This is a genomic window from Bradyrhizobium sp. HKCCYLRH3073, assembly GCF_051167995.1.
Classification (GTDB): Bacteria; Pseudomonadota; Alphaproteobacteria; order Rhizobiales; family Xanthobacteraceae; genus Bradyrhizobium.
This window is the reverse complement of the sequence record NZ_JBNPUD010000004.1, coordinates 546,205-569,212: the sequence shown is the minus strand read 5'-3', so window position 1 is coordinate 569,212 and position 23,008 is coordinate 546,205. Positions and strand designations below refer to the sequence as shown.

Genomic DNA, 23,008 nt, shown 5'->3' with positions numbered 1-23,008 from the left:
GCACAGCCGGTCCAGGCTCAGTTGGTCCAGGCAAAGGCAACCTTGTCGAGCGACTTCGGTCCGAAGCGCTCCGACGACCGCGCGACCATGCGGCCGCCCAAGGCGCGGTAGAACTCGGTGGCGGGATCGTTGTCGGACAACGCCCACACCACCATGCTCTTCAGGCCGCTCTGCGCGAGGTCGCGCTTGGCGGACTGAAAGAGCCGGCGACCGAACCCCAGCCCCTGAAATTCCGGTCGCAGATAAAGCTCGTAGACTTCACCGTCGAAGTGCAGGCTGCGGGCGCGATTGCGGCCGTAATTCGCATAGCCTGCGACCTTGTCGTTGAACACCAGCACGCTGACGCGGCTGCCTTTGCGGATCGCGCTGTCCCACCATTGGGGGCCACGCCGGTTGATCAGCTTCTCCAGCTCAGCGCCAGGGATGATCCCCTGGTAGGCGGAACGCCAAGCTTCATCATGGGCTGACGCCACCGCAGCCGCATCTGCAGCCTTGGCCGGACGGACTTCGATCAGGGTTGTGCTCATGAGTAGATCAAAGCAAGTCGGCGGTCCGCCTTCAAGGTGCCACGTTAAAGATCGGTTAACCTGTGGACTTTCGGCATCACCGTGGCGGAAAGCTGTGCCGAAAAGGGACAATTTCGCAACATTGTTGAGGGTCGGCGGTGCCCTGTCACCGCGCGTTCATACGTCGAACGAGAAATCGCATCCGACGGGCCGCGGCCTCGGCTAGTGTGGCGCGGGCTCAACATCTTCCCGTTCGGCTGAATGGTGCTGCTTCGCTGCGTCTCATGGTTGCTCGCGCTAGTCGTCCTGTCAGTAGCAGCCGGCGCAACGGCACAGCCGTTCGGTCCCGCGTCGCCCGAAACCGAGCCGGCGCGCCGGCAGCAATGGCTGATTCCGTCGATCGAGCCAGAAATTCCCGCGCATGCGATCCTCTATCGGCCTGCTGGCGATGGACCGTTTCCGCTGGCGGTGATCGCGCATGCCTCGACGCAGAATCCGCTGTGGCGGGCACAGCTGCCGCAGCCCACCTACACGGCGCTGGCGCGTCTCCTGGTCGGCCGGGGCTATGCCGTGCTGGTCCCGGAGCGGCTCGGGCACGGCCGCACCGGCGGTCCCTATGTCGAAGACCAGGGCGGCTGCGCCGACGCGGACTACGAGAAGGCAGGACGCGCGACGGCGGCGCAGATTTCGCGCGCGCTCGCCTACATGCGCGAGCAGCCGTTCGCGGCGAAGGGCGGCGCCGTCGTCATCGGCCATTCGGCCGGCGGCTGGGGCGCACTGGCACTCGCCGATCAGCCGCCGCAGATCGTCTCGGCAATCATCGTGTTCGCACCCGGCCGTGGCGGCCATGCCGACGACGTGCCAGGGCGCGTCTGTGCAGAGGCGCGCCTGCTCGATACGGCCCGCGTGTTCGGACTCGGCGCGCGTGCTCCGGTCACGTGGCTGGTTGCGACCAATGACAGCTACTTTCCACCAGCGCTTTCGCGTCGGCTCGCGGAGGCCTTCAATTCGGCCGGAGGCCGGGCGGGCTTCAAGCTGTTGCCAGCTTCCGGCGCGGAGGGGCATTGGATGATCGAGCACGACGACGGCGTGGCACTGGCGGCGAATTTGTTGTTGAAGGCGCTGACAACGACTCGTCGGTCGACGCATCCGATGCCGCCGAACTAGCAGGACACGATGACGCTGTATTTCCTGGTCAAATATCTCCACGTGCTCGGCGCCATCGTCATTCTCGGCACCGGCACGGGGATCGCATTCTTCATGCTGATGGCGCATCTCAGCGGCGAGGCCGCGTTCATCGCGCGCACCGCCGGCGTCGTGGTGATCGCCGACATGCTGTTCACGCTGTCGGCCGTGCTGCTGCAGCCGATCACCGGCGGCACGCTGATGTGGCTGTCGTCGACGGCCGTCACCGACGGCTGGCTGCTCACCTCGCTCGCGCTCTACGCCGTTGCCGGCCTGTTCTGGGTGCCGGTGATCTTCATGCAGATCGAGCTGCGCGACCTGGCGCGCCTCGCGGACATCGGCGCCGAGAAGCTGCCGCCGCGCTATTTCATCGTCTTCCGCCGCTGGTTCCTGTGTGGCATCCCCGGTTTCGGCGCGGTCATGGCCATCCTGTGGCTGATGATCGCAAAGCCGTTCTGAGGACAGGCGCATGATCCGTTCGGTCAACTCCCGCATCCTCGTGCTCGGCGCCTCCGGCCTGATCGGACGCTTCATCACCGACGATCTGCGCCAGCGTGGCTGTACGACGGTCGGTGTCGCGCGCGCGTTCTCGCCCTCGCAACGCGCGTCGCCGTTCGACATCGAGCTGCCGATCATGGCGCTCGATGCGCCGGCCTTGGCGAGCCTGATCCGCGCTCACGAGAGCGACGTCGTCGTCAATTGCCTCGGCGTGCTGCAGGATGGTCCGGGGAGCGACACCGCTGCCGTGCATCGCGACTTCGTCGCGCGCCTGCTCGCGGCGATCACGGCCTGCGGCCGTCGCGTGCGCTTCATCCACATCTCGATCCCCGGCATGGCCGACGAGGATCACACCGCCTTCGCCACCACCAAGCGCGAGGCGGAGCGGCTGATTGCATCCTCAGGCATTGCCCACGCCATCCTGCGCCCGGGCTTCGTGATCGCACCGTCGGCCTATGGCGGCAGCGCGATGGTCCGCGCGCTGGCAGCGCTCCCGGTCGACCTGCCGGCGAAGGATGCGGCGACGCCGTTCCAGCCGGTGGCGGTGGCGGACATCGCCACGACCATCGCCTGGCTTGCAATGCAGCCGACCGATGACGAGGCGACGCGCGCGGTGAGCTGGGACCTGATGCAGCCGGAGGCGGTGACGCTCGGCGACGTCATCGGCGCGTTTCGTCGCAGTTTCGGCACGATGGATTGGCCACGCGTTGCCGTGCCTGCGACCCTGATCAATCTCGGCGCTTTCGCCGGTGACCTCTGCAGCCGGCTCGGCTGGATGCCGCCGATGCGCACCACCGCGATCGCCGAGCTTCGCCGCGGGGTGCAAGGCGATCCCGCACCGTGGATCGCGGCAACCGGCATCACACCCGCGACGCTGGACCGCGCCGTCGGCGCGCATGGCGCCACCATTCAGGACAAATGGTTCGCGCGGCTGTTCCTGATCAAGGCGCTGATCATCGCGAGCCTCGTGCTGTTCTGGGTCGCATCGGGGTCGATTGCGCTGTTCATCTCGTTTCCCGCGACCACGGCGATCCTAACCACGCGCGGCTGGCCCGACTGGTTCGCCGTTCCGTTCGCGGCGATCACCAGCATGATGGACATCTCGGTCGGCGTGTTGATCGCGTTCCGCAAAACGGCGACTTTCGGCCTCGCTACCGGCATCTTCGTCTCGCTCGGCTACATGGTGGGCTGCGCGGTGCTGACGCCTGATCTCTGGCTCGAACCGCTCGGCGCATTGGTGAAGACGGAACCGGCGATCGTGCTGATGCTGGTCGCGCTGCTCATGATGGACAATCGCTGATGACCAACTGGCCCGACGACGACGTGATTCTCTACGACGGCGTCTGTGTGTTCTGCTCCCGCTGGGTGCAGTTCGTGATCGCGCGCGACGCCGCCAAGCGTTTCCGGTTCACGCCGATCCAGTCGCCATACGGCACCCGGCTGGCGCAGGCCTTCGGCATCGATCCCCGGGATCCCGACACCAACGCCGTCGTGCATGGCGGCACGGCGCATTTGAAATCCGATGCTGCGCTGACCGTCTTGTCGAACCTGCCGGGCTGGGGCTGGACGCGCGCGCTGCTCGCCATTCCGAAGCCGCTGCGCGATGTGGTCTACAGCGTGGTCGCGCGCAACCGCTACCACATCTTCGGCAAATACGAATCCTGCTTCGTGCCGGATGCCGAGCTGCGCAATCGGGTGCTGGAGCAGTGATCGGGTCGGCGCTGAGATGCGGCAGCGAGCCGCCAATTAATCGATTGAAACGAATGATACATACAATATAATCTGTTGGATCGATTGATAACAGCATGAAATTCTTCTCCCCAGACTTGGTTTGGGAGAGATTTCCATGACTGCCCCTTCGCATGATCTGATCGCCGATGCGCCCATTGCCGTTCATCATCGACCTGCGCACGCGCCGGCGGCATCGGCGCTGCTGCCCGGGCTCGCGCTGTCAGCCGCGCTCGCGGCCGGCGCCTTCGGGCTGCGGCTGCTGCCGGGCCTCGGCCTGTTCAGCCCGATGATCCTGGCGATCGTGGCAGGGATGGCGCTGCACAACGTGGTCGGCACCCCGGCGCGGGCAAAGCCCGGCGTCGCCTTCTCGATGCGCCGCGTCCTGCGGCTGGCGATCATCCTGCTCGGCCTGCAGCTGACGGCGGCCCAGATCGTCGAGGTCGGCGCGCGTGGTCTCGCCGTGATCGCCCTGAGCCTCACCGGCACCTTCCTGTTCACGGTGTGGATGGGACGGCTGCTCGGCGTCAACCGCAAGCTGGCGGAGCTGATCGCCGCGGGGACCTCGATCTGCGGCGCGTCCGCCGTGATCGCGACCAACACGGTCACGCGCGCCCATGACGAGGACGTCGCCTATGCGGTGGCCTGCGTCACGGTGTTCGGCTCGATCGCGATGTTCATCTATCCGCTGCTTCCGGCGCTGCTGCATCTCGACGCGCACGCCTTCGGCCTGTGGAGTGGCGCCTCCATTCACGAGATCGCCCAGGTGGTCGCGGCCGCGTTTCAGCAGGGCCAGCAGGCCGGCGAGTTCGGCACCATCGCCAAGCTGGCCCGCGTGATGCTGCTGGCGCCGGTCGTGCTCACGCTCGGCCTGCTGGCAACGCGGCGTGTGCGCCATGGCGGCGAGACCCGGGGCAATGCGCAGCCGCCACTGCCCTGGTTCGTGTTCGGCTTCATCGCGCTGGTCGGCCTCAACAGCGTGATCAGCATTCCCGCCGAGATGAAGACGGTGATCGTGACGGCGACCACATTCCTGCTGTCGATGGCGCTGGCCGCGATGGGACTGGAAACCGATTTCGCCAAGCTCAAGGCAAAGGGCCTGCGGCCGCTGGCGCTGGGCCTGCTCGCCTTCCTGTTCATCGCAGGCTTCAGCCTGGCCCTGGTGAAGCTGACCACGTAGGACGCATGTGACGCTCGAACAGCTCAGGATTTTCGTTGCGGTCGCGACCCGCGAGCACGTCACCCAGGCGGCCCGCGACCTCAATCTGACCCAGTCGGCGACATCGGCGGCCGTGGCCGCGCTCGAAGCCCGCTACGAGACCAAGCTGTTCGATCGTGTCGGACGCCGCATCGTGCTCACGGCGACCGGGAAGGCGTTTCTCGTCGAAGCAAAGGCGGTGCTGGCGCGCGCGGCCGCAGCCGAGACCGTGCTGAACGATCTCGCCGGCCTGAAGCGGGGGCAGCTGGCGCTGGCCGCGAGCCAGACCATCGCCGGCTATTGGCTGCCGGCCTTCATTCACCGTTTCAAGACGGCGCATCCCGCCATCAAGCTGCAACTGTCGATCGGCAATACGGAGCAGGTGGCGGACCGGGTGCGCGAAGGCTCCGCCGATCTCGGCTTCGTCGAGGGCGACGTCGACGATCCCGCGCTCGCGGCCCAGCCGGTCGCCGAGGACGAAATGGTGCTGGTCGGGCCGATCGATCATCCCCTGTGCCGCGGCGCGTCTGTCACAACCAGAGACCTGAAGACGGCACGCTGGGTGCTGCGCGAGCAGGGCTCCGGCACGCGCGCCGTGCTCGAATCAGCGCTCGGCGGGTTCGGGATCGCGCCAGCCGAGCTCGACGTGGCGTTCGATCTGCCGTCCAACGAAGCCGTGCGCGGCGCCGTCGAGGCCGGCGCCGGCGTCACGGTGCTGTCGCGCCTCGTCGTGATGCGCGCGGTCAAGGCGGGCCTGCTTGCTGTCGCCAATATCGAACTGCCCAAGCGCCGCTTCTACAGCCTGCGCCACAAGGAGCACCATCAGACCCAGGCTGCGCGGGAGTTCCTGCGAATCGCAGGGGAGACCGCGGCTGTCGACACTCATCGGTGACGGCTGAACCGCGAAAATCACAGAGAGAATCGAATCTGGATCAACGAATTCCGTCATCGCGAGCGCAGCGAAGCGATCCAGAACTGCGACCACCTGCGTGACCCTGGATTGCTTCGCTGCGCTCGCAATGACGAAGGAAGGACTAGGGCTTACGTAACGATGCCAACGCTTCCCGCGCCGCCCGCTCGCCCGAGTCTCGCGCGCCATGGGCGGTGGAGAAGAAGTCCGATGGCGTCGCTTCCCCAGCGAAGAACAGGCGGTCATCGACCGGCGCGGCGAACACCGCGCGCTTGTCGGCATGGCCCGGCAGCGCATGCGAATAGGCGCCGCGCGCGAACGGGTCGGCACCCCAGCGCGACTCGGCGAGCGGCTTGAGACTTTTGCGGATGTCGCCGCCGAGCAGCGCGACGACGTCATCGATCGCCTGGGCCGCGAGCGCGCCCTCGCCGGCCGCTTCGATGTCGCGGGCGAAGCTGCCGCCGTAGAAGCCTTCGATGCAAGGCTGGCCGAACGGGCGCAGCTGGAAGCTGCCGACCCGCGCGGTGCTGCTGCGGCCGCGCATCCCGGAATCTTTTGGCAGGTGCTCCCAGCCGTCGAGCGCCAGCGTCACCTTGTTGTCGAGGCCGAGCGGCAGACCGGCGGCGGCTTCGACCTTGGCCGGCAATCCGGGCGTAAAGCGGATCGCCTCGTCCGCGATGAGATTGGTCGGCACGGTGACGATCACCTTGTCGGCGGTCAGCGTGCCCTGTGATGTCGTCAGACGGATAGGCTTGTCGCTGTGATCGATCCGCGTGACGTCGCAGTTCAGCGCGATTGGCAGGCCGGCACCGTAGGCGGCAACCAGCGCGCCATAGCCGCGGCGGATCCGCCAGTTCAGCTCGGTGTCCTCATAGGCCTCGAAGTCGAGCAGCGACATCTGCTCGAGCTCGCAGCCGTTGAGATAGGTGCAGATCGCATCGATCATGCCGTTCCAGCGATTGCCGGGCTCGAGGCAGATGCTCGCAGGCGCATCGCGGCCGCTCTTGGCAGCATCTGCCGTGCGGGTGAAGAACGACTCCAGCGCGCAAAGGAAATCCTCGCGCTCAGGCTGCGGGAATGCCGCGTCATAGGCCTGGTCGCGCCACGGCGGACGTGACTTGTCGATGGCGAAAGCGAGCTTCTCGGCGATGGCGACGAACGAATTGCGATCGGCCGAATGCAGCCAGCCGCAGCCGAGATCGAAGGTCACCTCGGGCGAGGCCATGATGGTGTGGGCTCGCCCGCCGATGCGGTCGCGCGCCTCCAGCACGATGAAGGAGACGCCCGCGTTCTTCAGTGCGTGCGCGGCGCCGAGGCCGGCCGCGCCGGCCCCGATGATGGCGATGTCGGTGGAGAGTGGAAAGGACATTGGCTCATCCAACTCCGTCGTCATGCCCGGGCTTGACCCGCCTGCGCGGCCGAAGCCGCTTCGGCGCGGCGAAGGCCCGGGCATCCACGCCGTCGCTTCCACGGCGCCAGACCGTGGATGGCCGGGTCAAGCCCGGCCATGACGAAGGAAAGAGCAAAGGCTGGCCTTACGCCACCGCTTCCTTCTGCTTCTCCGCGCGCTTGCGCTCGTTCGGGTCGAGGTGCTTCTTGCGCAGGCGGATCGACTTCGGCGTGATCTCCACCAACTCGTCGTCCTCGATATAGGCCAGCGCCTTTTCCAGCGTCATCCGGATCGGCGGAGTCAGACGGACGGCCTCATCCTTCGAGGTGGTGCGGATGTTGGTGAGCTGCTTGCCCTTGAGGACGTTGATCTCGAGATCGTTGTCACGGGTGTGCTCGCCGACGATCATGCCCTTGTAGACCTTCCAGCCCGGCTCGATCATCATCGGGCCGCGGTCCTCCAGCTTGAACATCGCGTAGGCCACGGCCTCGCCCTGGTCGTTCGAGATCAGGACGCCGTTGCGGCGGCCCTGGATCGCGCCCTTGTACGGCAGGTAGTTGTGGAACAGGCGGTTCATGATCGCCGTGCCCTTGGTGTCGGTCATCAGCTCGCCCTGATAGCCGATCAGGCCGCGGGTCGGCGCGTAGAACACCAGCCGCAGACGGTTGCCGCCGGACGGCCGCATCTCGATCAGCTCGGCCTTGCGCTCGCTCATCTTCTGCACGACGACGCCGGAATGCTCCTCGTCGACGTCGATCACGACTTCCTCGATGGGCTCCAGGGTCTGGCCGGTGGCCGGGTCCTTCTCGAACACGACGCGCGGACGGGACACGGAGAGCTCGAAGCCTTCGCGGCGCATGGTCTCGATCAGGATCGCGAGTTGCAATTCGCCGCGGCCGGACACTTCCATCGCGTCCTTGTCCTGCGATTCCACCACACGCAGCGCGACATTGCCCTCGGCCTCGCGCAGCAGGCGGTCGCGGATCAAGCGGCTGGTGACCTTGTCGCCTTCGGTGCCGGCGAGCGGCGAATTGTTGACGATGAACGACATCGACACGGTCGGCGGATCGATCGGCTGCGCCTGCAGCGGGCTCTCGACGACCGGATCGCAGAACGTATCGGCCACGGTGCCCTTGGTGAGGCCCGCGATGGCGACGATGTCGCCGGCTTCGGCGAAGTCCACGGGCTGGCGCTCGAGACCCCTGAACGCCAGGATCTTGGTGATGCGGCCGGTCTCGATCAGCTTGCCTTCACGCGACAGCACCTTGACCGCCTGGTTCGGCTTCACCGTGCCGGACGCGATGCGCCCGGTGATGATGCGGCCGAGATAGGGGTTGGCCTCGAGAATGGTGCCGAGCAGCCGGAACGGGCCCTCTTCGACCACCGGCGGCGCCACATGCTTGATGACGAGATCGAACAGCGGCTGCATGCCGTCTTCGTGCGAGGCATCGGGCGAGGTGCCCATCCAGCCGTTCTTGCCCGACCCGTAGAGGATCGGAAAATCGAGCTGCTCATCGGTGGCATCGAGGGCGGCGAACAGGTCGAACACCTCGTTGACGACTTCGGTGATGCGCGCGTCGGGCCGGTCGACCTTGTTGATGGCGACGATCGGCTTCAGGCCGAGCTTGAGCGCCTTGCCGACCACGAACTTGGTCTGCGGCATCGGGCCTTCGGCGGCATCGACCAGCACGATCACGCCGTCGACCATCGACAGGATGCGCTCGACCTCGCCGCCGAAATCGGCGTGGCCGGGGGTGTCGACGATGTTGATCTGGGTATCCTTCCACTGCACCGAGGTGCACTTGGCCAGAATGGTGATGCCGCGCTCGCGTTCCAGATCGTTCGAATCCATCGCGCGCTCAACCTGACGCTGGTTTTCGCGATAGGTACCGGATTGCTGCAGCAGCTTGTCGACCAGGGTCGTCTTGCCGTGGTCAACGTGGGCGATGATAGCGATGTTACGGAGGTTCATGGTCGGTGTCTTCTAAGCTTTCTCAAGAGCCCGTGCTCTGTCCCCGGCGGGGCGCGCGCTTTATGATAGTCGAATCAAGCTGTTAGCTTTGCGACGCGCGCTCGCGAAACTCGTTCGGCGGCAGGGGCCGGCAGCCCCAAATAGGAAGCCCGGCCAATCGACCGGGCAGACCTCGCGCGTTGCGGCGCAATATAGGCAGAAAATGCCAAAAAACAATGACTGCTTTCAGGAGCGAGGAGCAGTTTCCGGGCGGCTGGCTAATGCCTCCGCCGCCACGCGCCTCCGGCCGCGCGGGAGAAAACGCTGACGGCCGACGCGGCCGCTGCGCCCATGCGCGGAAAGTCAATGGCGCCTGCGGGCTCAGCCCGCCTCGGCCTGCTCGGTCGGATAGACACCGCGCAGGACCTCCTCGAAATGGGTCTTCACGGCCTCGTTGCACAGGCAGGAACGGCGCTTCAGCGCGTCGAAGTCCCGCACCATGAAGGCGCCGCGGCGGGTTTCGAGAATGCCCTCGGCCCTGAAGGTCTGGACAACCCGGCTGACGTAGCTGCGGCCGACGCCCAGCAGGGTGGCCAGCTGCTCATGCGTCAGCGGCACGATCGGCTCGCCATCGGTGCGGTCCATCGCGGCCACGATCCACTTCGCCGTGCGCTGCTCGATCGAATGGATCGCGTTGCAGGCGGTCGACTGGAACATCTGCGCCAGCATGCAATCGGCGTAGCGCGCGAACACGTTGCGCAGCGTCTTGGATTGCAGCTTGGCGGCCGCCAGGCGGGACAACGGCAGCCGGGCGAACGGGCCGCCGAACTTGACGACGATCCGCGTATAGGCGGGCAGGAAGCCCTCGCTGACGATCCCGCCGACGGCGCCCTCGCGGCCGACCAGGATGGTCTCGACGTCGCGACCGTCCTCATTGGGAACGAGATAGGACGTCAGCGCCGGCCCGCAGGGAAAATGCACGATCTGCACGTCGTCGCCCGGACTGTAGAGCAGCTCGTTCGGCGTTGCCGTGTCCTCGACCAGATTCGGCGAGATCAGCGCGTAGTCGGCCGGACTGAGCCGCCGCAGCAGGTTGTTGTAGGGCCGTTCCCGGCTCAGCGTGGTCACACCCTGGCTCAGCATCGTCATCCCCCGTGCGCAACGCATGTGCGTGATCCGTGCTCCTTGTGTTCACAAGTGCACCGACAGAGGAACTCTGATATGCTGCCTTGGTTCCAGGAACCCGCCAGCGCGCTCGAGAGGAGGCGCCGGCCGCGGGGTCCGTCCCTCCTCCTGGAACCCGCAGATCCCATGACCAGCTCGCAATCAGGCGTGCCCGAGTTCTATCAGCATGTGCTGGTCGTCGAAGACGACCCCATCATTGCGCTCGGATTGGAAGACACGATCACCGACCTCGGCGTTCCCGACATCAGGATCGCAGCCGACGTCGCCACCGCGCTCGCCATGATCGCCGAGCGTGTCCCGCAATTCGCACTCCTCGATGTCGGCCTGGTCCGCGAGAAGAGCTTTGCGATTGCCGAGCGGCTGGCGGCGCTCGGCATTCCCTTCGCATTCTCGACCGGTTATGGCGCCGACCGCGTGCCGGCCGCATTCGCCGACCGGCCGCGGCTGCCGAAGCCGTGCCCGACCGAGGCGCTGGAGGCCGTGCTGCGGCGACGCGATTAGTTGCCGTCGCAGCACGCGATCGTGTTGCCGCCGAGCAACAAGACCTCAGCCGAGCTTCGGATCGAGCGTGGTCGACCACAGCGCGACGTCGGCGCGATCCCGCAGGGTCACGGTCATCTGGCCCGTTGCGCCTTCGATCTTGACGTGGCCGAAGAACTGCATCCCGGCCGATGGCGGCAGGTTCTGCTTGTCGAGGCCGGGCGCCTTGATGAAGCGCACCTCGGGGCCGAAGGTGTTGTCGAGCTCGTTCGGACCGAACGTGCCGGCATGCAACGGACCGGAGACGAACTCCCAGAACGGCTCGAAGTCCTGGAACTGCGCCTTGTTCGGATCGTAATAATGCGCGGCCGCGTAGTGCACGTCCGCCGTCAGCCACACCGTGTTCTGGATCGGCGCCGTCTTGATGAAGCGCAGGATCTCGGCAATCTCGAGCTCGCGGCCGCGCGCCGGGCCGTCACCCTGGGCGATGGCTTCCGAGCCCTTCTTGTTGGCCGCGTCGTCATAGACGATGATGCTGAGCGGCATGTCGGAGGCGATCACCTTCCAGGTCGCGCGCGAATTGAGCAGCGCCTGCTTCAGCCAGCGCATCTGCTCCGGCCCGATGAAGTAGGACGCCGGGCCATATTTGTCCTCGAGATTGGGACCGTTGGCGCCGCGGTAGCTGCGCTCGTCGAGCACGAACACGTCGAGATGCGGACCGTAGTTGATGGTGCGATAGACGCGGCCCGGCTCGATGATGCTCTCGCGCATCGGATACATCTCGTGGAAGGCGCGCGCCGCGCGGGCCGCGAGCAGCTGGATGTTGCGCTCCTTGTAGCTCGCCGGCAGCTCCTTGGAAGCCGACCAGTTGTTGGTGACCTCATGATCGTCCCACTGCACGAAGATCGGCACCTCGGCATTGAAGGCGCGAACGTTCTCGTCGAGGAAATTGTATTTGTGGGCGGCTCGGAATTCGTCGAGCGTCTCGGCGACCTTGGCCTTCTCTTCCACGGTGAGGTTCTTCCACACCTTGTTGTCCGGCAGCTTTACCTCGGACTTGATCGGGCCGTCGGCATAGATGGTGTCGCCGGAATGCAGGAAGAAATCCGGGCGGTGCTTCTTCATCGTCGCAAAGGTGAACATGCCGCCATCATCGGGATTGATGCCCCAGCCCTGCCCCGCCACATCCCCGCCCCAGACGAACGAGACGTCGCGCTTGTTGCCGGGCGCGGTGCGGAAGCGGCCGGCCACGGCCTCGCTTTCGACCGCGGTATGCGACAGGTCGCGGAACTTGACGCGGTAGAAGATGTCCTGGCCGCTCGGCAGGCCTTCGATCAGCATCTTGGCCGTGAAGTCGCTCTCCGGAAGCGCGGCGATCGGTGGCAGCGCCCGCGCGTCCTTGAACGATTCGGTGGTCGCCACCTCGACCAGCATCTGCGACGGCCGATCGGCACGCGCCCAGACCACGCCGCCATCCATGCCGACGTCGCCGGACTGCACGCCATGCGTGATCTGCGGCCGGTCGGCGGCGCGGCTCAGATAGGGCATCGCCAGCGTCGTGACGCCGGCTGCGGCGGCCGTCGACAGGAAGCGGCGGCGGGACAGGGCTGTGTGCGGTCGAGGAATGCGAAGCGTCATGCGGATCTCCTGGTCGGATCGCGCGCGGGAGCAGGCGCGAGTCACGGCCCGGCAGACCTAGGAAAGATTGATGACGCTGGAATTACAATCGCGCCCCGGCCGCCGCGTGACACGGCCGCAGCGCAAGCGTGGTCCGACCTCAGGTGCCGGCGGCACGCAACTGCGCGCCGGTTCGCTGCAGATTGGCGGGCATGCTCATCAGGATGAGCTTGCGATCGGCCACCGCGTTGTGGAACTGCTCGAGCGCGATGTTGAACGCGGTCAACGCAGCGTGCTCGATCGCACCGTCCTCGAAGAAGGTCAGCGTGTTGCGCAGGATCTCGTCGGCCTCGCTCTGCAATTGGTCGAGCTCCTCGGTCGAATCGCTCCTGCGCGCGATGGTGATCATCTCCAGCAGACGATCGCGCAGCGAGGTGTTGATGGTGCGTTCGTCGCGCTTGAGATAGCCGGCGAACCACGCACCGGCCGAACCCATCGCCGAAAGCGCCATCAGGCTCCACCAGATGTAGTCGCTGTAGCGGTCGAGGAAGGTCTTCTCCTCGCCGTCGACGAACGCCGCCGCGCCGGGATGAGCGGGGATCGCCGCGTCCTTGTCGGTGTCCGGCGTCTCGATCTTGGCGGCAAGCGGAAATTCCGACAGCAATTGCTGGCGCACCGAGAACAGCTGATGCGTGAACGTCGAGACCGTCGAGTCGGTGAGGCCCTTGCGTGCCACGATGTGGTGATTGAAGCTGATCGTCTTCACTTCATCTTCGGGGCGATCGGGCGCCCCGCCGAACGCGCCGGCCGGAATCTCGGTGGCCTCGTATTCGGGATGGTTCTGTGCGATGGCTGCGGCGGAATCGATGGCCAGGAACGTCGGAGGCCCGCTTTCCTTGGTGGCGGCGGCGATCGCATCCGCCGTGATCTTGCTGTTGATGGGACCGGCCGCCAGATAGACATCGGCCCTCTGGCTTCGGACCGCTTCGGCGGCCTCGGTGATCGGGAATTGGACGATCTCGACCTTGCTGGGGTCGACGCCATATTGGCGCAGGATGACCTTCAGCAGGTTCGCGTTCGCCGGCGTCCGGCCGATGATGCCGACTTTGTGGCCCGCGAGCTGCGAGATCTTCGTGATCTTGGCGCCACCTTTGCGGCTCTTGCCCTTGCCGGACGAGGGCACCCAGAGGATGACGACGTTCTTGCGCAGCGTCGCCACCGCCTGTGCGTTCTTTGGGACCTCGAGGTCACCCCGCACGATCGCAAGATCCACCTTGGCGGCGGCCAGCGCCTGCGCGCTCTCGGCGGCGCCCTCGGTCGGAACCGGCCGCAGCCTGACGGAGGCGTGCGACTGGGAAAAGGCCTGGGTCAGGGCCTGGACGACCTTCAGGTCGTCGCTGTTGGGCGGACCGACCGCGATCTTGAGCACCACGGGACGCATCGCAAAATAGTAGGCACCCGTCAAAGCGCCGACGACCGCAAGGATCCCGGCGATGACGATGAACACGGCAGGGCGCATCCGTGAGCGCTGCGCTGGCGTGGTCTGAGCATCTACCAGATTCTGTCCTCCGGTGGTCCTGGGCCCGGGCGATGCCACAGGCGGCTTCGTCTGGCCACGTCGTCCTTCGATAGAGCTGAACTGTAGCAAATTTCTTGTCCGCCCGGGGTGACATCTGCGTCATGGTTACCATCGCACCAGCCACCGGGGGATCGGGACAGGTCCGAGCCCCTCCGGCAACGGCCTGTGACAAGGCTCTGATCGGGCGGACCCCAGCGCGATCCGGCTGGAGGTAGACCCCGCAATCGCCCGGATGTTGCCACGTGTCCGGTCGATTGCACCACGAGAGGAGATCGAGATGCCGCAACGATTGTCGGCGGAGGCACGCGCCACTGCCTTGCGGGAGCTTCCCGGCTGGTCCGAGGCGGTGGGCCGTGAGGCCATCGCCCGCACGTTCACATTCACAGACTTCAACGAAGCCTTCGGCTTCATGACCCGCGTCGCCCTGGTCGCCGAAAAGGCTGACCATCATCCCGAGTGGCGCAACGTCTACCGCACCGTCGAGGTGGTCCTCACGACCCATGACGCCGGCGGCGTGACCCTGCGCGACATCGAGCTCGCCAAGGCGATGAACGCGATCGCCGCGACGATGCGCGGCTGAGGCCTTGGCGACGACGGCACGCGCCTTGCGGCCGGCGTCGCCATCACCACATCCGAGGGCGAGGACCGCGCCCCCGGCGCCGTCTGGAACCGGAGATCGGACATCATGTCGGATGCGACCGACTACAGCGTTGGCTTCGAGCCCGCGGAGCGGCTGGCCCGGGATCGCGAGACCCTTCGCCGTCGTTTCTGGATCAAGTTCAAGAAGGTTGTCGCGCGGTTGCCATTCGCCGAGGAGCTGCTTGCGGCGTATTACTGCGCCTTCGACAAGGAGACACCCCGGCACGTACAGGTCGCCCTGCTCGGCGCCATCGCCTACTTCGTCGTGCCGTTCGACTTCATGCCTGACGTGCTGCCCATCCTCGGCTTCACCGACGACGCGGCGGTGCTCGCCACCGCCATCCGCATGGTCGCCTCGAACATCACGCCCGACCATCATGCCGCCGCCCGCGCCGTACTCGCGCGGCTGGCGGCAGACAAGAACGCTGACGTCGCGAAGGACGGCGAGACGATCGGCTGACGACGGCTCCGGCCGGGCAAGCCGGGCGCCCGCAGTCAGCGCCTCGGAAGGGCGCAAAAGCAAAAAGCCCCGCATCCGCGGGGCTTTTCTCTTGATGGGACGTCGTCGAACGCTCCGAGCTCAGCGCTGGCCGCGCGCCTGGGCGCGGGCGCTGCCGGTCTTCTCGGCCTCCCAGGCCTGGTACTGCTTGAACAGCGCCTCGCGGTCGGCCTGGCTGGGCATCGCCCTGCCGGCGCTGCTCTGCTTCAGGAAGTCGTCGAAGCGGTCGCGTTGCGCGCCTTCCATGGCATGGCTCTCCAGCCATTTGCTGGCGGACGGCAGCCGCTGCCAGCCGGCGAGCGGGGCCGACAGCGAAACCTCCTTCCACTTCGGATGGAACGGCGGATTCTGGAATGCCGGGAATTTGGTGAAGAAGGCGTCGACGAAGGTTGCGAGCTTGCGATAGCGGTCGGTGTTCGGCGCCCAATTGTAGGCGGCGAGCACGGCCGGCACCGCGATCGTGTCGACCTTCTCGCCCTCGGCGATCAGGTTCGGGTAGTCCTTCGCCGTCAGGGTCGCGGGCAGATAGTCGGTCTGCAGCGGTCGATCGTAATCGACGTTGACGAGATGGAAGCGGCCGTCGTTCACGAAGGTCGAGACCGACTTGTAGGGCTTGCCGCCGACCACGATGACGGCATCGAGCTCGCCGCGCTTCAGCTTCTCCATCGCGATGCGCTGCTCGATGTAGGCGAAGTTGGCGCGCAGGCCAAGCCGCTCGAACACCGTCAGCGCCGTGACGAAGGTGCCGCCATTCGGCAGGTCGACGCTGACGCGGCGGCCCTCGAGGTCACGCAGGTTGCGCACCGCGCGCGGCGCGATCACCTGCATCTCTTCATTGTAGAGCTTGGTGACGTAGGTGAACTGCCGCTTGATGTCCTTGGCGAAACCCTTGCGCTCGAGATAGTCGAGCGTATCGGCGCGGACGATGCCGAGATCGACGCCCTGCAGGAACAGGATGTCGGCCACGCTCTGCACCGAGCCGCGGCCGACGATCGGCAGGACGCGCAGATTGTTGCCGTCGTCGAGCAGCGAGGCCAGGTCGGCGCCGAACTGCACATAGGTGCCGCCGATCGTGCCGGTGATGAGCGTCACCGTGTTGGCGTTCAGCGCCTGCTTGGTCTGCACCGAGCCGAACTGGAAGATCGCCTTGAGGCTGTCGCTCACCTTGGCCGGGTCGAACTCGCCTTCCTCGGCGTGGGCAGCAAAACCGCACGCTATCATCATTGCGGCTAGGGCCGCTCCAACAAGACGTCGCATCTGTCCCCCTTGATGTAAGGCTGGCACATGGTTGCGAGCCGGACGCGGGCAGCGCCAAGTCTCGGCTGGCGTCGCCCCTGAACGGACCCGAAAATCATGCGTGAAACAAAAAAATGAAACGGGGCGGCATCGCTGCCGTCACGAGCGTTCAGTTCTGCAGCTGATCGAGCCTGCGCTGCGCCTCTGACGAGCCGAGTTGGGCGGCGCGGCGGTACCAGTTGCGAGCCGCAGCCGGATCGGCATTGATATTGCGGATGTCCTTCGTTCCCAGCACGTGGGGATCGTAGGTCTGCGCCAGCATCAGCGCCGCGGCCGGTTCTTGCGCCTCGGCGGCGCGCTCCAGCAGCAGTCGCGCCGGCGGGATGTCACCCGCGGCCAGCAGACTCTTGGCGCGTTTCATGATGCCAGCGAGTTCGTCGGGATCGAGCCGGCGGACCTGCGCGGGCGGCGGAGCGGCGGTCACGGCGCCGAGGCCGGGTGCGACGATTGCCGATCCCGCGCCAGGCGAATTGATCGAGGACGGCTCCATCGCGCTCGGGGCCGGCGCGGCCGGTGCCGTGGCGAAGCTCGGCGGCGCTGCAACCGGCGCAGGCTGCGTCACGCTGCGATTCTGCAGCGCTGTCTGGTAGGCGTTGGCGATGTCGTCACGCGTCGGGGCGACGGCTGCCGTCTGCACCGGCGCCGCAGCGGCAGCCGGCGGCTCGGGCGGCAGTCGCGCCGGCTCGTTCAGCTGCATGTCGCGCGCGGTGAGCTGCGTGTTGGTGGCCTGCGGCGGGGCCGTCGGATCCGGCGTGGCGCCGATGATGGAAGCCTTGGCACTGGCGATCAGGTCGCGCGTCGCATCCGAGGTGACAAGCGCGAAGAGCACCGCGACGCCGGCCGCAGCCACCACGGCGAGAAGGATCCGGGACGAGATCGAGACGCGGCGGGTCCGCGCCGGCCACTGGTCCTCGAAATGCGTGCTGTCGATCTGATTGCCGCTCTCATACTCAGAGAGGAACATCGGCATCGATTCGTCGTTTGGATAGTTGTCCTGGGTCGACCGGCCGAAACGATAGTTCGGTGGGCGCTCCTGAGGGAGTTCGTCGGGGAAAGGCCTGAAGTCAGGCTCCGAAGGAGTTCTGTTGTTGAAACGTCCGCGCGTCGTCCGCTCAGCCATGGCCTTCATCCCCATCTCAACTTCACGCAACATACTTTTGGTCCCAAGCCCGTCAGAAGCTCGAGACACGTCACGATTGCCAGAGGCACCCCACTGCCGACAACTAATTGACTAATTGAATCCGACTAAAAGTGGACGAGAGCCGGCATGATTCTGGAAATATTTTGATCTGATTGTGGCGACGCACGTGCGACATCGCACGGCACCAAATCCAGAAACGTCGAGATAACAACGGCAAAGCCCTACAATTAACCATGCCATAATGTGGCGCGGTTGCGTTAACCAAGAAACGCTCGTTTTCGGATTTTCTGCTTCCGGTTGCGAATCCGTGACGCCGGCGCGGCAGCCCGCCGAACAAATTTGCGACCGCCGCGCATCGCGCGGATGTCACAGCGACCTCGGGCCGGCTCGGCTCGAGCCTTGCGCCCGCAGAACAGACAGGGCTCTGCCCGGTTTGGTTGCGCGGATCAGGGCGAGGCTACCCCGGGGGAATACAGCAACCCCGGGGGCCTTCATTGCGCGACGTCCTCAGGGGTGCAGGATCACCTTGCCCATCGCCTGGCGGCCGGCCAGCACCTTCAAGGCATCGGCGGTCTGCGCCAGCGGGAAGGTGCGGTCGACATGCGACGACAGCTTGCCCTCCGCGGTCCACTGCACGAGCTTTTCGAGGTTCGCGCGGTTCTTGGCGGGGTTGAGTCGGGTCCAGGCGCCCCAGAACACGCCGCGGATATCACAGCCCTTCAGCAGCGCGAGGTTCAGCGGCATCTTCGGGATGTCGCCGGCGGCGAAGCCGATCACCAGGAACCGGCCTTCCCAAGCGATCGAGCGCAGCGCGGCCTCGGCGTAGGTGCCACCGACGGGATCGAAGATGATGTCGGCGCCCTTGCCGTCGGTGAGCCGCCGCAGCCCCTCCTTGAGATCCTCCTTGGCGTAGTTCAACGTCAGCGTCGCGCCGTGCTGCCTGGCGAATTCGAGCTTCTCGTCCGAAGAGGCACAGGCGATGACCTTCAGCCCCATCAGCTTGCCCAGCTCGCAAGCGGCAAGGCCGGTGCCGCCGGCGGCACCAAGCACCGCCAGCGTCTCGCCCGGCTTCGGACTGGCACGATCCTCCAGCGCATGCAGCGCGGTGCCGTAGATGATGATGATGCCCGCGGCGCGATCGAAATCGAGATTGTCCGGAATCTTGACGATCGACGCGGCCGGCAGCGCGATCTTTTCGCGCGCGCCGTTGTGGCCGCAGGAGGCGACGACACGGTCGCCGACCTTCAGGTCGGTGACGCCATCGCCAACGCTCTCGATGACACCTGCGACCTCTGCGCCCGGCGAGAACGGGAACGGCGGCTTGATCTGGTACTTACCCTGGATCATCAGGATGTCGAAGAAGTTCAGCGCCGCCGCCTTGATCGCAATCACGGCCTCGCCGGGACCGGCCACCGGATCTGGCACCTCGGTGAGGACGAGATCGTCGGGCTGACAGAATTGCGAGCAGAGAATGGCTTTCATGGGCGCTCCTTGGTCGTTGCCGCCGGATCGAGGTCCGGCTTTGGGAACGTCATGCCGGATTTGCCGCCGCGCCACAATCATCATCGGGCCGCGGCATGGGCGCGACGCCGGCCCGAGGACGCGAAGCGCCGGACAATCCGGCTCTGCGGCCTTTGCAAGCGGTGCATTTAGCCGCTATCCATCGCGACCACGGTCAGCGATTCCGGGCCATTTTCCAGTCACAATATTGGTGGAACGAAGTCGCGGGGGAACTCAACGTATCATGTTGTTCGGGCGATTGTTGACAACGCTGGTCGGCGGCGTGCTGCTGTTCGGAGCTCCGAGCCTCGTCGTGGCACAGAGCGCCGCGCCAAAGGCCGCAGCTCCGCATCCGAAGGCCGCACCGAAATCGGAATCGAAGCCGGCCGTTCCCAGCATCGGCGGCGCGGAACCGACGCTGATCGGACAGTTCGGCGGCTGGGGCGCCTACACCGCGATGCCCGGCGGCAAGAAGGTCTGCTTCGCGCTGGCCAAGCCGACAACCTCCAAGACCAATCCGCCCAACCGTCCGCGCGATCCCGCCTATGCCTTCGTGTCGACCCGGCCCTCCGAGAAGGTCTTCAACGAGGTTTCGATCATGATCGGCTATGCGCTGAAGCCCGGATCCGACGCCGCGGTGGAGGTCGGCGGTGCCTCCTATGCCATGTATACCCAGGGTGACGGGCTCTGGATCAAGAACGCCGCCGAGGAAGAGCGGATGGTCGAGGCCATGCGCAAGGCGCCCGAGGCGGTGGTCAAGGGCGTTTCGGCCAAGGGCACGGAGACCACCGACGTGTTCTCGCTGAAGGGGCTCGCCCAGGCGCTCGACCGCATCGCGCAGGATTGCCGCCGGTAGACGGCGGCCGCCGGTACCGCTCGTCAGGCGGGTCGCATTTGCCGGCCGGATCGTTATATAAACCCGCTGAACGCCTTCGGCCGCCGCGGCCGGGCAGCACTTTGGGCTCCTCGACATGGCAACGACTGCCGGGCTGCGCGACTCATCTGCGCCCCTCGAAAAGACTCCGCTCGAAACCTACGTCCCGCCGGCGAAGCCCTCGCTGATCGGCCTGTCGCGCGCGGAGCTGGCCGCGAGACTGGGCGAGGTCGGAGTACCCGAGCGCCAGCAGAAGATGCGGGTGCAGCAGTTGTGGCACTGGATCTATTTCCGCGGCGCCAGCTCGTTCGACGAGATGACGTCGGTGTCGAAGGACACACGCACCGCGCTGGCCGAGCATTTCACCGTCGACCGTCCCGAGGTCGTGGCCGAGCAGATCTCCAACGACGGCACCCGCAAATGGCTGCTGCGGCTGCCGAGCGGCGACAATCTGCAGAAGGCCCACGAGGTCGAGTGCGTCTACATCCCCGAGACCGATCGCGGCACCTTGTGCGTCTCGTCGCAGGTCGGCTGCACGCTGAACTGTTCGTTCTGCCACACCGGCACGCAGCGGCTGGTGCGCAACCTCACCGCGGGCGAGATCGTGGGCCAGGTCATGGTGGCGCGCGACCGGTTGAACGACTGGGCCGACCGCGAGACCCCGCTCGGCAACCGGCTCATCACCAACATCGTCATGATGGGGATGGGCGAGCCACTGTACAATTTCGACGCGGTGCGCGACGCGCTGCTGATCGTCTCGGACAACGAGGGCATCGGCATCTCCCGCCGCCGGATCACGCTGTCGACCTCGGGCGTGGTGCCGAACATCAAGCGCGCCGGCGAGGAGATCGGCGTGATGCTGGCGATCTCGCTGCACGCCGTGCGCGACGAGCTGCGCAACGAGCTGGTGCCGCTCAATCGCAAATATCCGATTGCCGAGCTGCTGCAGGCCTGCCGCGACTATCCCGGCGCCTCCAACGCGCGCCGCATCACCTTCGAATATGTGATGCTCAAGGGCGTCAACGATTCGCTCGATGACGCCCGGCTGCTGGTCAAGCTGCTGAAGGGAATCCCGGCCAAGATCAACCTGATTCCGTTCAATCCCTGGCCCGGCTCGGCATATGAATGCTCGGATTGGGAGCAGATCGAGAAGTTCTCCGAATACGTCTTCAACGCCGGCTACTCCTCACCGGTGCGCACGCCGCGCGGCCGCGACATCCTCGCCGCCTGCGGCCAGTTGAAGTCGGAGACGGAGAAGCTGTCCGCACGGGAGCGTCAGGCGCTGCGTGCGATGGCAATGACGGATTGATTCTTCTAATCCTCGGCGACTTCAAGCAACTCGTCATGCCCGGGCTTGACCCGGCCATCCATCCGCCAGCATGACTCGATCTTGATCGAGTGATGGATGGCCGGGTCAAGCCCGGCCATGACGAGCGAAGAAAACGGAGCCTTGCTTGTCTAACGCGGGTCTAGAGCCATGGCGCTGATCGGCCGTCTCATCGTGATCGCGTTCGCCTTTTTCGCCGCGTGTTTCCTGGCCGGGCTGATCGTCGTGACCGCGATCCTGTTCCCGGAGTTCTCCGATCTCGGCAACGGCCCGATCGACCAGGGCGCGTTCGAGGTCATCATCGGCTTCGGCTTCATCTTCGTGTCGGGGTTCGCGCTGATCCCGGCGCTGCTGATCGCGCTGATCACCGAGGCGTTCTCGATCCGCAGCGTGCTCGCCTATGCGATCGGCGGCGGCGTGGTCGGCGCCGCCTGCTATCTTGGCCTGGTCCCGTTCGATCCCGAGACCTTCCGGTTCGAGGGCATCGTGCGCCGCCATCTCGAGATCCTGACCGGCGCCGGCATCGTCGGAGGGCTGGCCTATTGGCTGATCGCCGGTCGCAACGCCGGCCGCTGGCGCGAGCCGTCGCCGCCTCTCCCGCCGCCCCCTCCGCTTCCGTCGGGGTCGCCGCGGTGAGCGCGCGGCCTTTCCATCGCCACCCGCTTTCGCTAAACCGCGCGCCATGAACCGCACTGGACTCTTCATCGCATTGTCGCTCGCGCTCGTCATCGGCGTGCTGTTCGGCGTCTATCCCGAGCTCGACCTCAAGCTCGCCGCGCTGTTCTACGATTCCCACACGCGCAGCTTCCCCGTGAAGCTCGACGGCTATGCCGGGTTCGCGCGCGATGCCGCGATGTGGGTTGCCTGGGGCATCGCGCTGCCGTCCATCGTTGCGCTGGTGGTGAAGCTCATCCGTCCCGACCGGCCGCTGCTGGTGAAGGGCCGCACCATGGCGTTCCTGCTGCTGACCTTGTCGCTGTCGGCCGGCGTGCTCACCAACTTCACCTTCAAATCCTATTGGGGCCGGCCGCGCCCGGTCGTCGTGACCGAGTTCGGCGGCGACATGCAGTTCGTGCCGTGGTGGGATCCGCGCGGCGGCTGCGGCCGCAACTGCTCGTTCTTCTCCGGCGAGGGCGCGACCGCGTTCTGGACCCTGGCGCCGGCCGCGCTGACGCCGCCCGCCATCCGGCCCGTCGCCTACGGCGCCGCCGTCCTGTTCGGCATCGCCACCTCGGTGCTGCGGATGGCGTTCGGCGGACATTTCTTCACCGATATCGCCGCGGCCGGCCTCGTCACCTTCATCGTGATCTGGCTGCTGCACGGCTACATCTACCGCTGGCCGTCCACCCGGCTCACCGACGCCGGCATCGACGCCGCCCTGACCCGCTTCGCCTGGCCGGGCTTCCGGCTGATGCGCCGGCTGTTCGGCCGCCGCCAGCCCGGCACCAGCCCCGCGGCCTGAGCGCAGCCGGAAGCCGATTAATCGCGTGCCGATCGGGGCGAAA

22 protein-coding genes are annotated in these 23,008 nt (G+C 66.2%); 13 read left to right on the top strand and 9 right to left on the bottom strand.

Annotation, left to right across the window (positions count from 1 at the left end):
* Positions 1–17: 17 nt before the first annotated feature.
* Entirely contained in the window at positions 18–527 is a 510-nt protein-coding gene (locus ACQR1X_RS13595) for a GNAT family N-acetyltransferase (RefSeq protein WP_006611902.1), read from the bottom strand.
* A 240-nt stretch (positions 528–767) separates the two neighbouring features.
* Between ACQR1X_RS13595 and ACQR1X_RS13590 the strand changes: the two genes are divergently transcribed.
* The 6 genes from ACQR1X_RS13590 (at position 768) to ACQR1X_RS13565 (ending at position 6,007) form a co-directional block, all read left to right on the top strand.
* Positions 768–1,673, top strand: a complete 906-nt coding sequence (locus ACQR1X_RS13590) for a dienelactone hydrolase family protein (protein WP_316180190.1) — start codon at positions 768–770, stop codon at positions 1,671–1,673.
* A gap of 9 nt (positions 1,674–1,682) precedes the next feature.
* On the top strand, positions 1,683–2,150 hold the full coding sequence (locus ACQR1X_RS13585) for a DUF2269 family protein (RefSeq protein WP_316180188.1): 468 nt from the start codon (positions 1,683–1,685) through the stop codon (positions 2,148–2,150).
* A gap of 10 nt (positions 2,151–2,160) precedes the next feature.
* Positions 2,161–3,489 carry an SDR family oxidoreductase gene (locus tag ACQR1X_RS13580; protein ID WP_316180186.1) on the top strand — a complete coding sequence of 443 codons (1,329 nt, stop codon included), beginning with the start codon at positions 2,161–2,163 and terminating at the stop codon, positions 3,487–3,489.
* Complete coding sequence (locus ACQR1X_RS13575; protein WP_316180185.1) at positions 3,489–3,899, top strand: thiol-disulfide oxidoreductase DCC family protein; 411 nt, start codon at positions 3,489–3,491, stop codon at positions 3,897–3,899. The genes ACQR1X_RS13580 and ACQR1X_RS13575 overlap by 1 nt, the downstream gene beginning before the upstream one ends.
* A 136-nt stretch (positions 3,900–4,035) precedes the next feature.
* On the top strand, positions 4,036–5,097 hold the full coding sequence (locus ACQR1X_RS13570; RefSeq protein WP_410051952.1) for a YeiH family protein: 1,062 nt from the start codon (positions 4,036–4,038) through the stop codon (positions 5,095–5,097).
* Between the two features lie 7 nt (positions 5,098–5,104).
* Positions 5,105–6,007, top strand: a complete 903-nt coding sequence (locus ACQR1X_RS13565) for a LysR family transcriptional regulator (RefSeq protein ID WP_316238583.1) — start codon at positions 5,105–5,107, stop codon at positions 6,005–6,007.
* Between the two features lie 142 nt (positions 6,008–6,149).
* Here ACQR1X_RS13565 and ACQR1X_RS13560 read toward each other — a convergent pair whose 3' ends face one another.
* The 3 genes from ACQR1X_RS13560 to ACQR1X_RS13550 all read right to left on the bottom strand — a co-directional run bounded on the left by ACQR1X_RS13560 (position 6,150) and on the right by ACQR1X_RS13550 (position 10,509).
* On the bottom strand, positions 6,150–7,394 hold the full coding sequence (locus ACQR1X_RS13560) for a flavin monoamine oxidase family protein (RefSeq protein WP_434899002.1): 1,245 nt from the start codon (positions 7,392–7,394) through the stop codon (positions 6,150–6,152).
* A gap of 166 nt (positions 7,395–7,560) precedes the next feature.
* Positions 7,561–9,387, bottom strand: coding sequence for a translational GTPase TypA (gene typA, locus ACQR1X_RS13555; RefSeq protein WP_315800830.1), 1,827 nt, complete (start codon positions 9,385–9,387; stop codon positions 7,561–7,563).
* 360 nt (positions 9,388–9,747) lie between these two features.
* Positions 9,748–10,509 (bottom strand): Crp/Fnr family transcriptional regulator, encoded by a 762-nt coding sequence (locus ACQR1X_RS13550; RefSeq protein WP_315800831.1) that lies wholly within the window; start codon positions 10,507–10,509, stop codon positions 9,748–9,750.
* Between the two features lie 168 nt (positions 10,510–10,677).
* Here ACQR1X_RS13550 and ACQR1X_RS13545 point away from each other — a divergent pair, with 168 nt between their 5' ends.
* Complete coding sequence (locus tag ACQR1X_RS13545) at positions 10,678–11,052, top strand: response regulator (RefSeq protein ID WP_315800832.1); 375 nt, start codon at positions 10,678–10,680, stop codon at positions 11,050–11,052.
* Between the two features lie 45 nt (positions 11,053–11,097).
* On the opposite strand, the gene ACQR1X_RS13540 is transcribed toward ACQR1X_RS13545, so the two are convergent.
* Together ACQR1X_RS13540 and ACQR1X_RS13535 are read right to left on the bottom strand one after the other, a co-directional pair.
* Entirely contained in the window at positions 11,098–12,669 is a 1,572-nt protein-coding gene (locus ACQR1X_RS13540) for an alkaline phosphatase D family protein (RefSeq protein WP_316180181.1), read from the bottom strand.
* 139 nt (positions 12,670–12,808) lie between these two features.
* A complete protein-coding gene (locus ACQR1X_RS13535; RefSeq protein WP_316180179.1) occupies positions 12,809–14,155 on the bottom strand; it encodes a TAXI family TRAP transporter solute-binding subunit in 1,347 nt (448 codons plus the stop codon).
* A 349-nt stretch (positions 14,156–14,504) separates the two neighbouring features.
* Between ACQR1X_RS13535 and ACQR1X_RS13530 the strand changes: the two genes are divergently transcribed.
* Both ACQR1X_RS13530 and ACQR1X_RS13525 read left to right on the top strand, forming a co-directional pair.
* A complete protein-coding gene (locus tag ACQR1X_RS13530) occupies positions 14,505–14,807 on the top strand; it encodes a 4a-hydroxytetrahydrobiopterin dehydratase (RefSeq protein ID WP_315800835.1) in 303 nt (100 codons plus the stop codon).
* Between the two features lie 105 nt (positions 14,808–14,912).
* Positions 14,913–15,326 (top strand): YkvA family protein, encoded by a 414-nt coding sequence (locus ACQR1X_RS13525; protein ID WP_315800836.1) that lies wholly within the window; start codon positions 14,913–14,915, stop codon positions 15,324–15,326.
* A 120-nt stretch (positions 15,327–15,446) separates the two neighbouring features.
* Here ACQR1X_RS13525 and ACQR1X_RS13520 read toward each other — a convergent pair whose 3' ends face one another.
* The 3 genes from ACQR1X_RS13520 to ACQR1X_RS13510 form a co-directional block, all read right to left on the bottom strand.
* The gene (locus ACQR1X_RS13520) at positions 15,447–16,622 is read right to left on the bottom strand and encodes a TAXI family TRAP transporter solute-binding subunit (RefSeq protein ID WP_315800837.1); all 1,176 of its coding nucleotides are present in this window, start codon (positions 16,620–16,622) and stop codon (positions 15,447–15,449) included.
* 148 nt (positions 16,623–16,770) lie between these two features.
* Positions 16,771–17,781: a hypothetical protein gene (locus ACQR1X_RS13515; RefSeq protein ID WP_315800838.1), complete on the bottom strand. Its 1,011-nt coding sequence runs from the start codon at positions 17,779–17,781 to the stop codon at positions 16,771–16,773.
* Positions 17,782–18,309: 528 nt separating this feature from the next.
* Entirely contained in the window at positions 18,310–19,284 is a 975-nt protein-coding gene (locus tag ACQR1X_RS13510) for an NADPH:quinone oxidoreductase family protein (protein ID WP_315800839.1), read from the bottom strand.
* A 262-nt stretch (positions 19,285–19,546) separates the two neighbouring features.
* On the opposite strand from ACQR1X_RS13510, the gene ACQR1X_RS13505 reads away from it, so the two are divergent.
* From ACQR1X_RS13505 to ACQR1X_RS13490, 4 genes are all read left to right on the top strand, one after another.
* Positions 19,547–20,158, top strand: a complete 612-nt coding sequence (locus ACQR1X_RS13505) for an invasion associated locus B family protein (RefSeq protein WP_316238585.1) — start codon at positions 19,547–19,549, stop codon at positions 20,156–20,158.
* Positions 20,159–20,273: 115 nt separating this feature from the next.
* Complete coding sequence (gene rlmN / locus ACQR1X_RS13500; protein ID WP_315800841.1) at positions 20,274–21,485, top strand: 23S rRNA (adenine(2503)-C(2))-methyltransferase RlmN; 1,212 nt, start codon at positions 20,274–20,276, stop codon at positions 21,483–21,485.
* 168 nt (positions 21,486–21,653) lie between these two features.
* The gene (locus ACQR1X_RS13495) at positions 21,654–22,139 is read left to right on the top strand and encodes a hypothetical protein (RefSeq protein ID WP_434895431.1); all 486 of its coding nucleotides are present in this window, start codon (positions 21,654–21,656) and stop codon (positions 22,137–22,139) included.
* Positions 22,140–22,185: 46 nt separating this feature from the next.
* Entirely contained in the window at positions 22,186–22,965 is a 780-nt protein-coding gene (locus ACQR1X_RS13490; RefSeq protein ID WP_434899001.1) for a phosphatase PAP2 family protein, read from the top strand.
* Positions 22,966–23,008 lie beyond the last annotated feature (43 nt).

Coding starts and splice junctions, on each gene's coding strand:
- ACQR1X_RS13495 (WP_434895431.1), top strand. CDS start 21,654: ATGGCGCTGATCGGCCGTCTCATCGTGATCGCGTTCGCCTTTTTCGCC.
- ACQR1X_RS13575 (WP_316180185.1), top strand. CDS start 3,489: ATGACCAACTGGCCCGACGACGACGTGATTCTCTACGACGGCGTCTGT.
- ACQR1X_RS13490 (WP_434899001.1), top strand. CDS start 22,186: ATGAACCGCACTGGACTCTTCATCGCATTGTCGCTCGCGCTCGTCATC.
- ACQR1X_RS13570 (WP_410051952.1), top strand. CDS start 4,036: ATGACTGCCCCTTCGCATGATCTGATCGCCGATGCGCCCATTGCCGTT.
- typA (WP_315800830.1), bottom strand. CDS start 9,387: ATGAACCTCCGTAACATCGCTATCATCGCCCACGTTGACCACGGCAAG.
- ACQR1X_RS13515 (WP_315800838.1), bottom strand. CDS start 17,781: ATGGCTGAGCGGACGACGCGCGGACGTTTCAACAACAGAACTCCTTCG.
- ACQR1X_RS13580 (WP_316180186.1), top strand. CDS start 2,161: ATGATCCGTTCGGTCAACTCCCGCATCCTCGTGCTCGGCGCCTCCGGC.
- ACQR1X_RS13530 (WP_315800835.1), top strand. CDS start 14,505: ATGCCGCAACGATTGTCGGCGGAGGCACGCGCCACTGCCTTGCGGGAG.
- ACQR1X_RS13525 (WP_315800836.1), top strand. CDS start 14,913: ATGTCGGATGCGACCGACTACAGCGTTGGCTTCGAGCCCGCGGAGCGG.
- ACQR1X_RS13545 (WP_315800832.1), top strand. CDS start 10,678: ATGACCAGCTCGCAATCAGGCGTGCCCGAGTTCTATCAGCATGTGCTG.
- ACQR1X_RS13560 (WP_434899002.1), bottom strand. CDS start 7,394: ATGTCCTTTCCACTCTCCACCGACATCGCCATCATCGGGGCCGGCGCG.
- ACQR1X_RS13585 (WP_316180188.1), top strand. CDS start 1,683: ATGACGCTGTATTTCCTGGTCAAATATCTCCACGTGCTCGGCGCCATC.
- ACQR1X_RS13595 (WP_006611902.1), bottom strand. CDS start 527: ATGAGCACAACCCTGATCGAAGTCCGTCCGGCCAAGGCTGCAGATGCG.
- ACQR1X_RS13505 (WP_316238585.1), top strand. CDS start 19,547: ATGTTGTTCGGGCGATTGTTGACAACGCTGGTCGGCGGCGTGCTGCTG.
- ACQR1X_RS13520 (WP_315800837.1), bottom strand. CDS start 16,622: ATGCGACGTCTTGTTGGAGCGGCCCTAGCCGCAATGATGATAGCGTGC.
- ACQR1X_RS13510 (WP_315800839.1), bottom strand. CDS start 19,284: ATGAAAGCCATTCTCTGCTCGCAATTCTGTCAGCCCGACGATCTCGTC.
- ACQR1X_RS13550 (WP_315800831.1), bottom strand. CDS start 10,509: ATGCTGAGCCAGGGTGTGACCACGCTGAGCCGGGAACGGCCCTACAAC.
- ACQR1X_RS13540 (WP_316180181.1), bottom strand. CDS start 12,669: ATGACGCTTCGCATTCCTCGACCGCACACAGCCCTGTCCCGCCGCCGC.
- ACQR1X_RS13590 (WP_316180190.1), top strand. CDS start 768: ATGGTGCTGCTTCGCTGCGTCTCATGGTTGCTCGCGCTAGTCGTCCTG.
- rlmN (WP_315800841.1), top strand. CDS start 20,274: ATGGCAACGACTGCCGGGCTGCGCGACTCATCTGCGCCCCTCGAAAAG.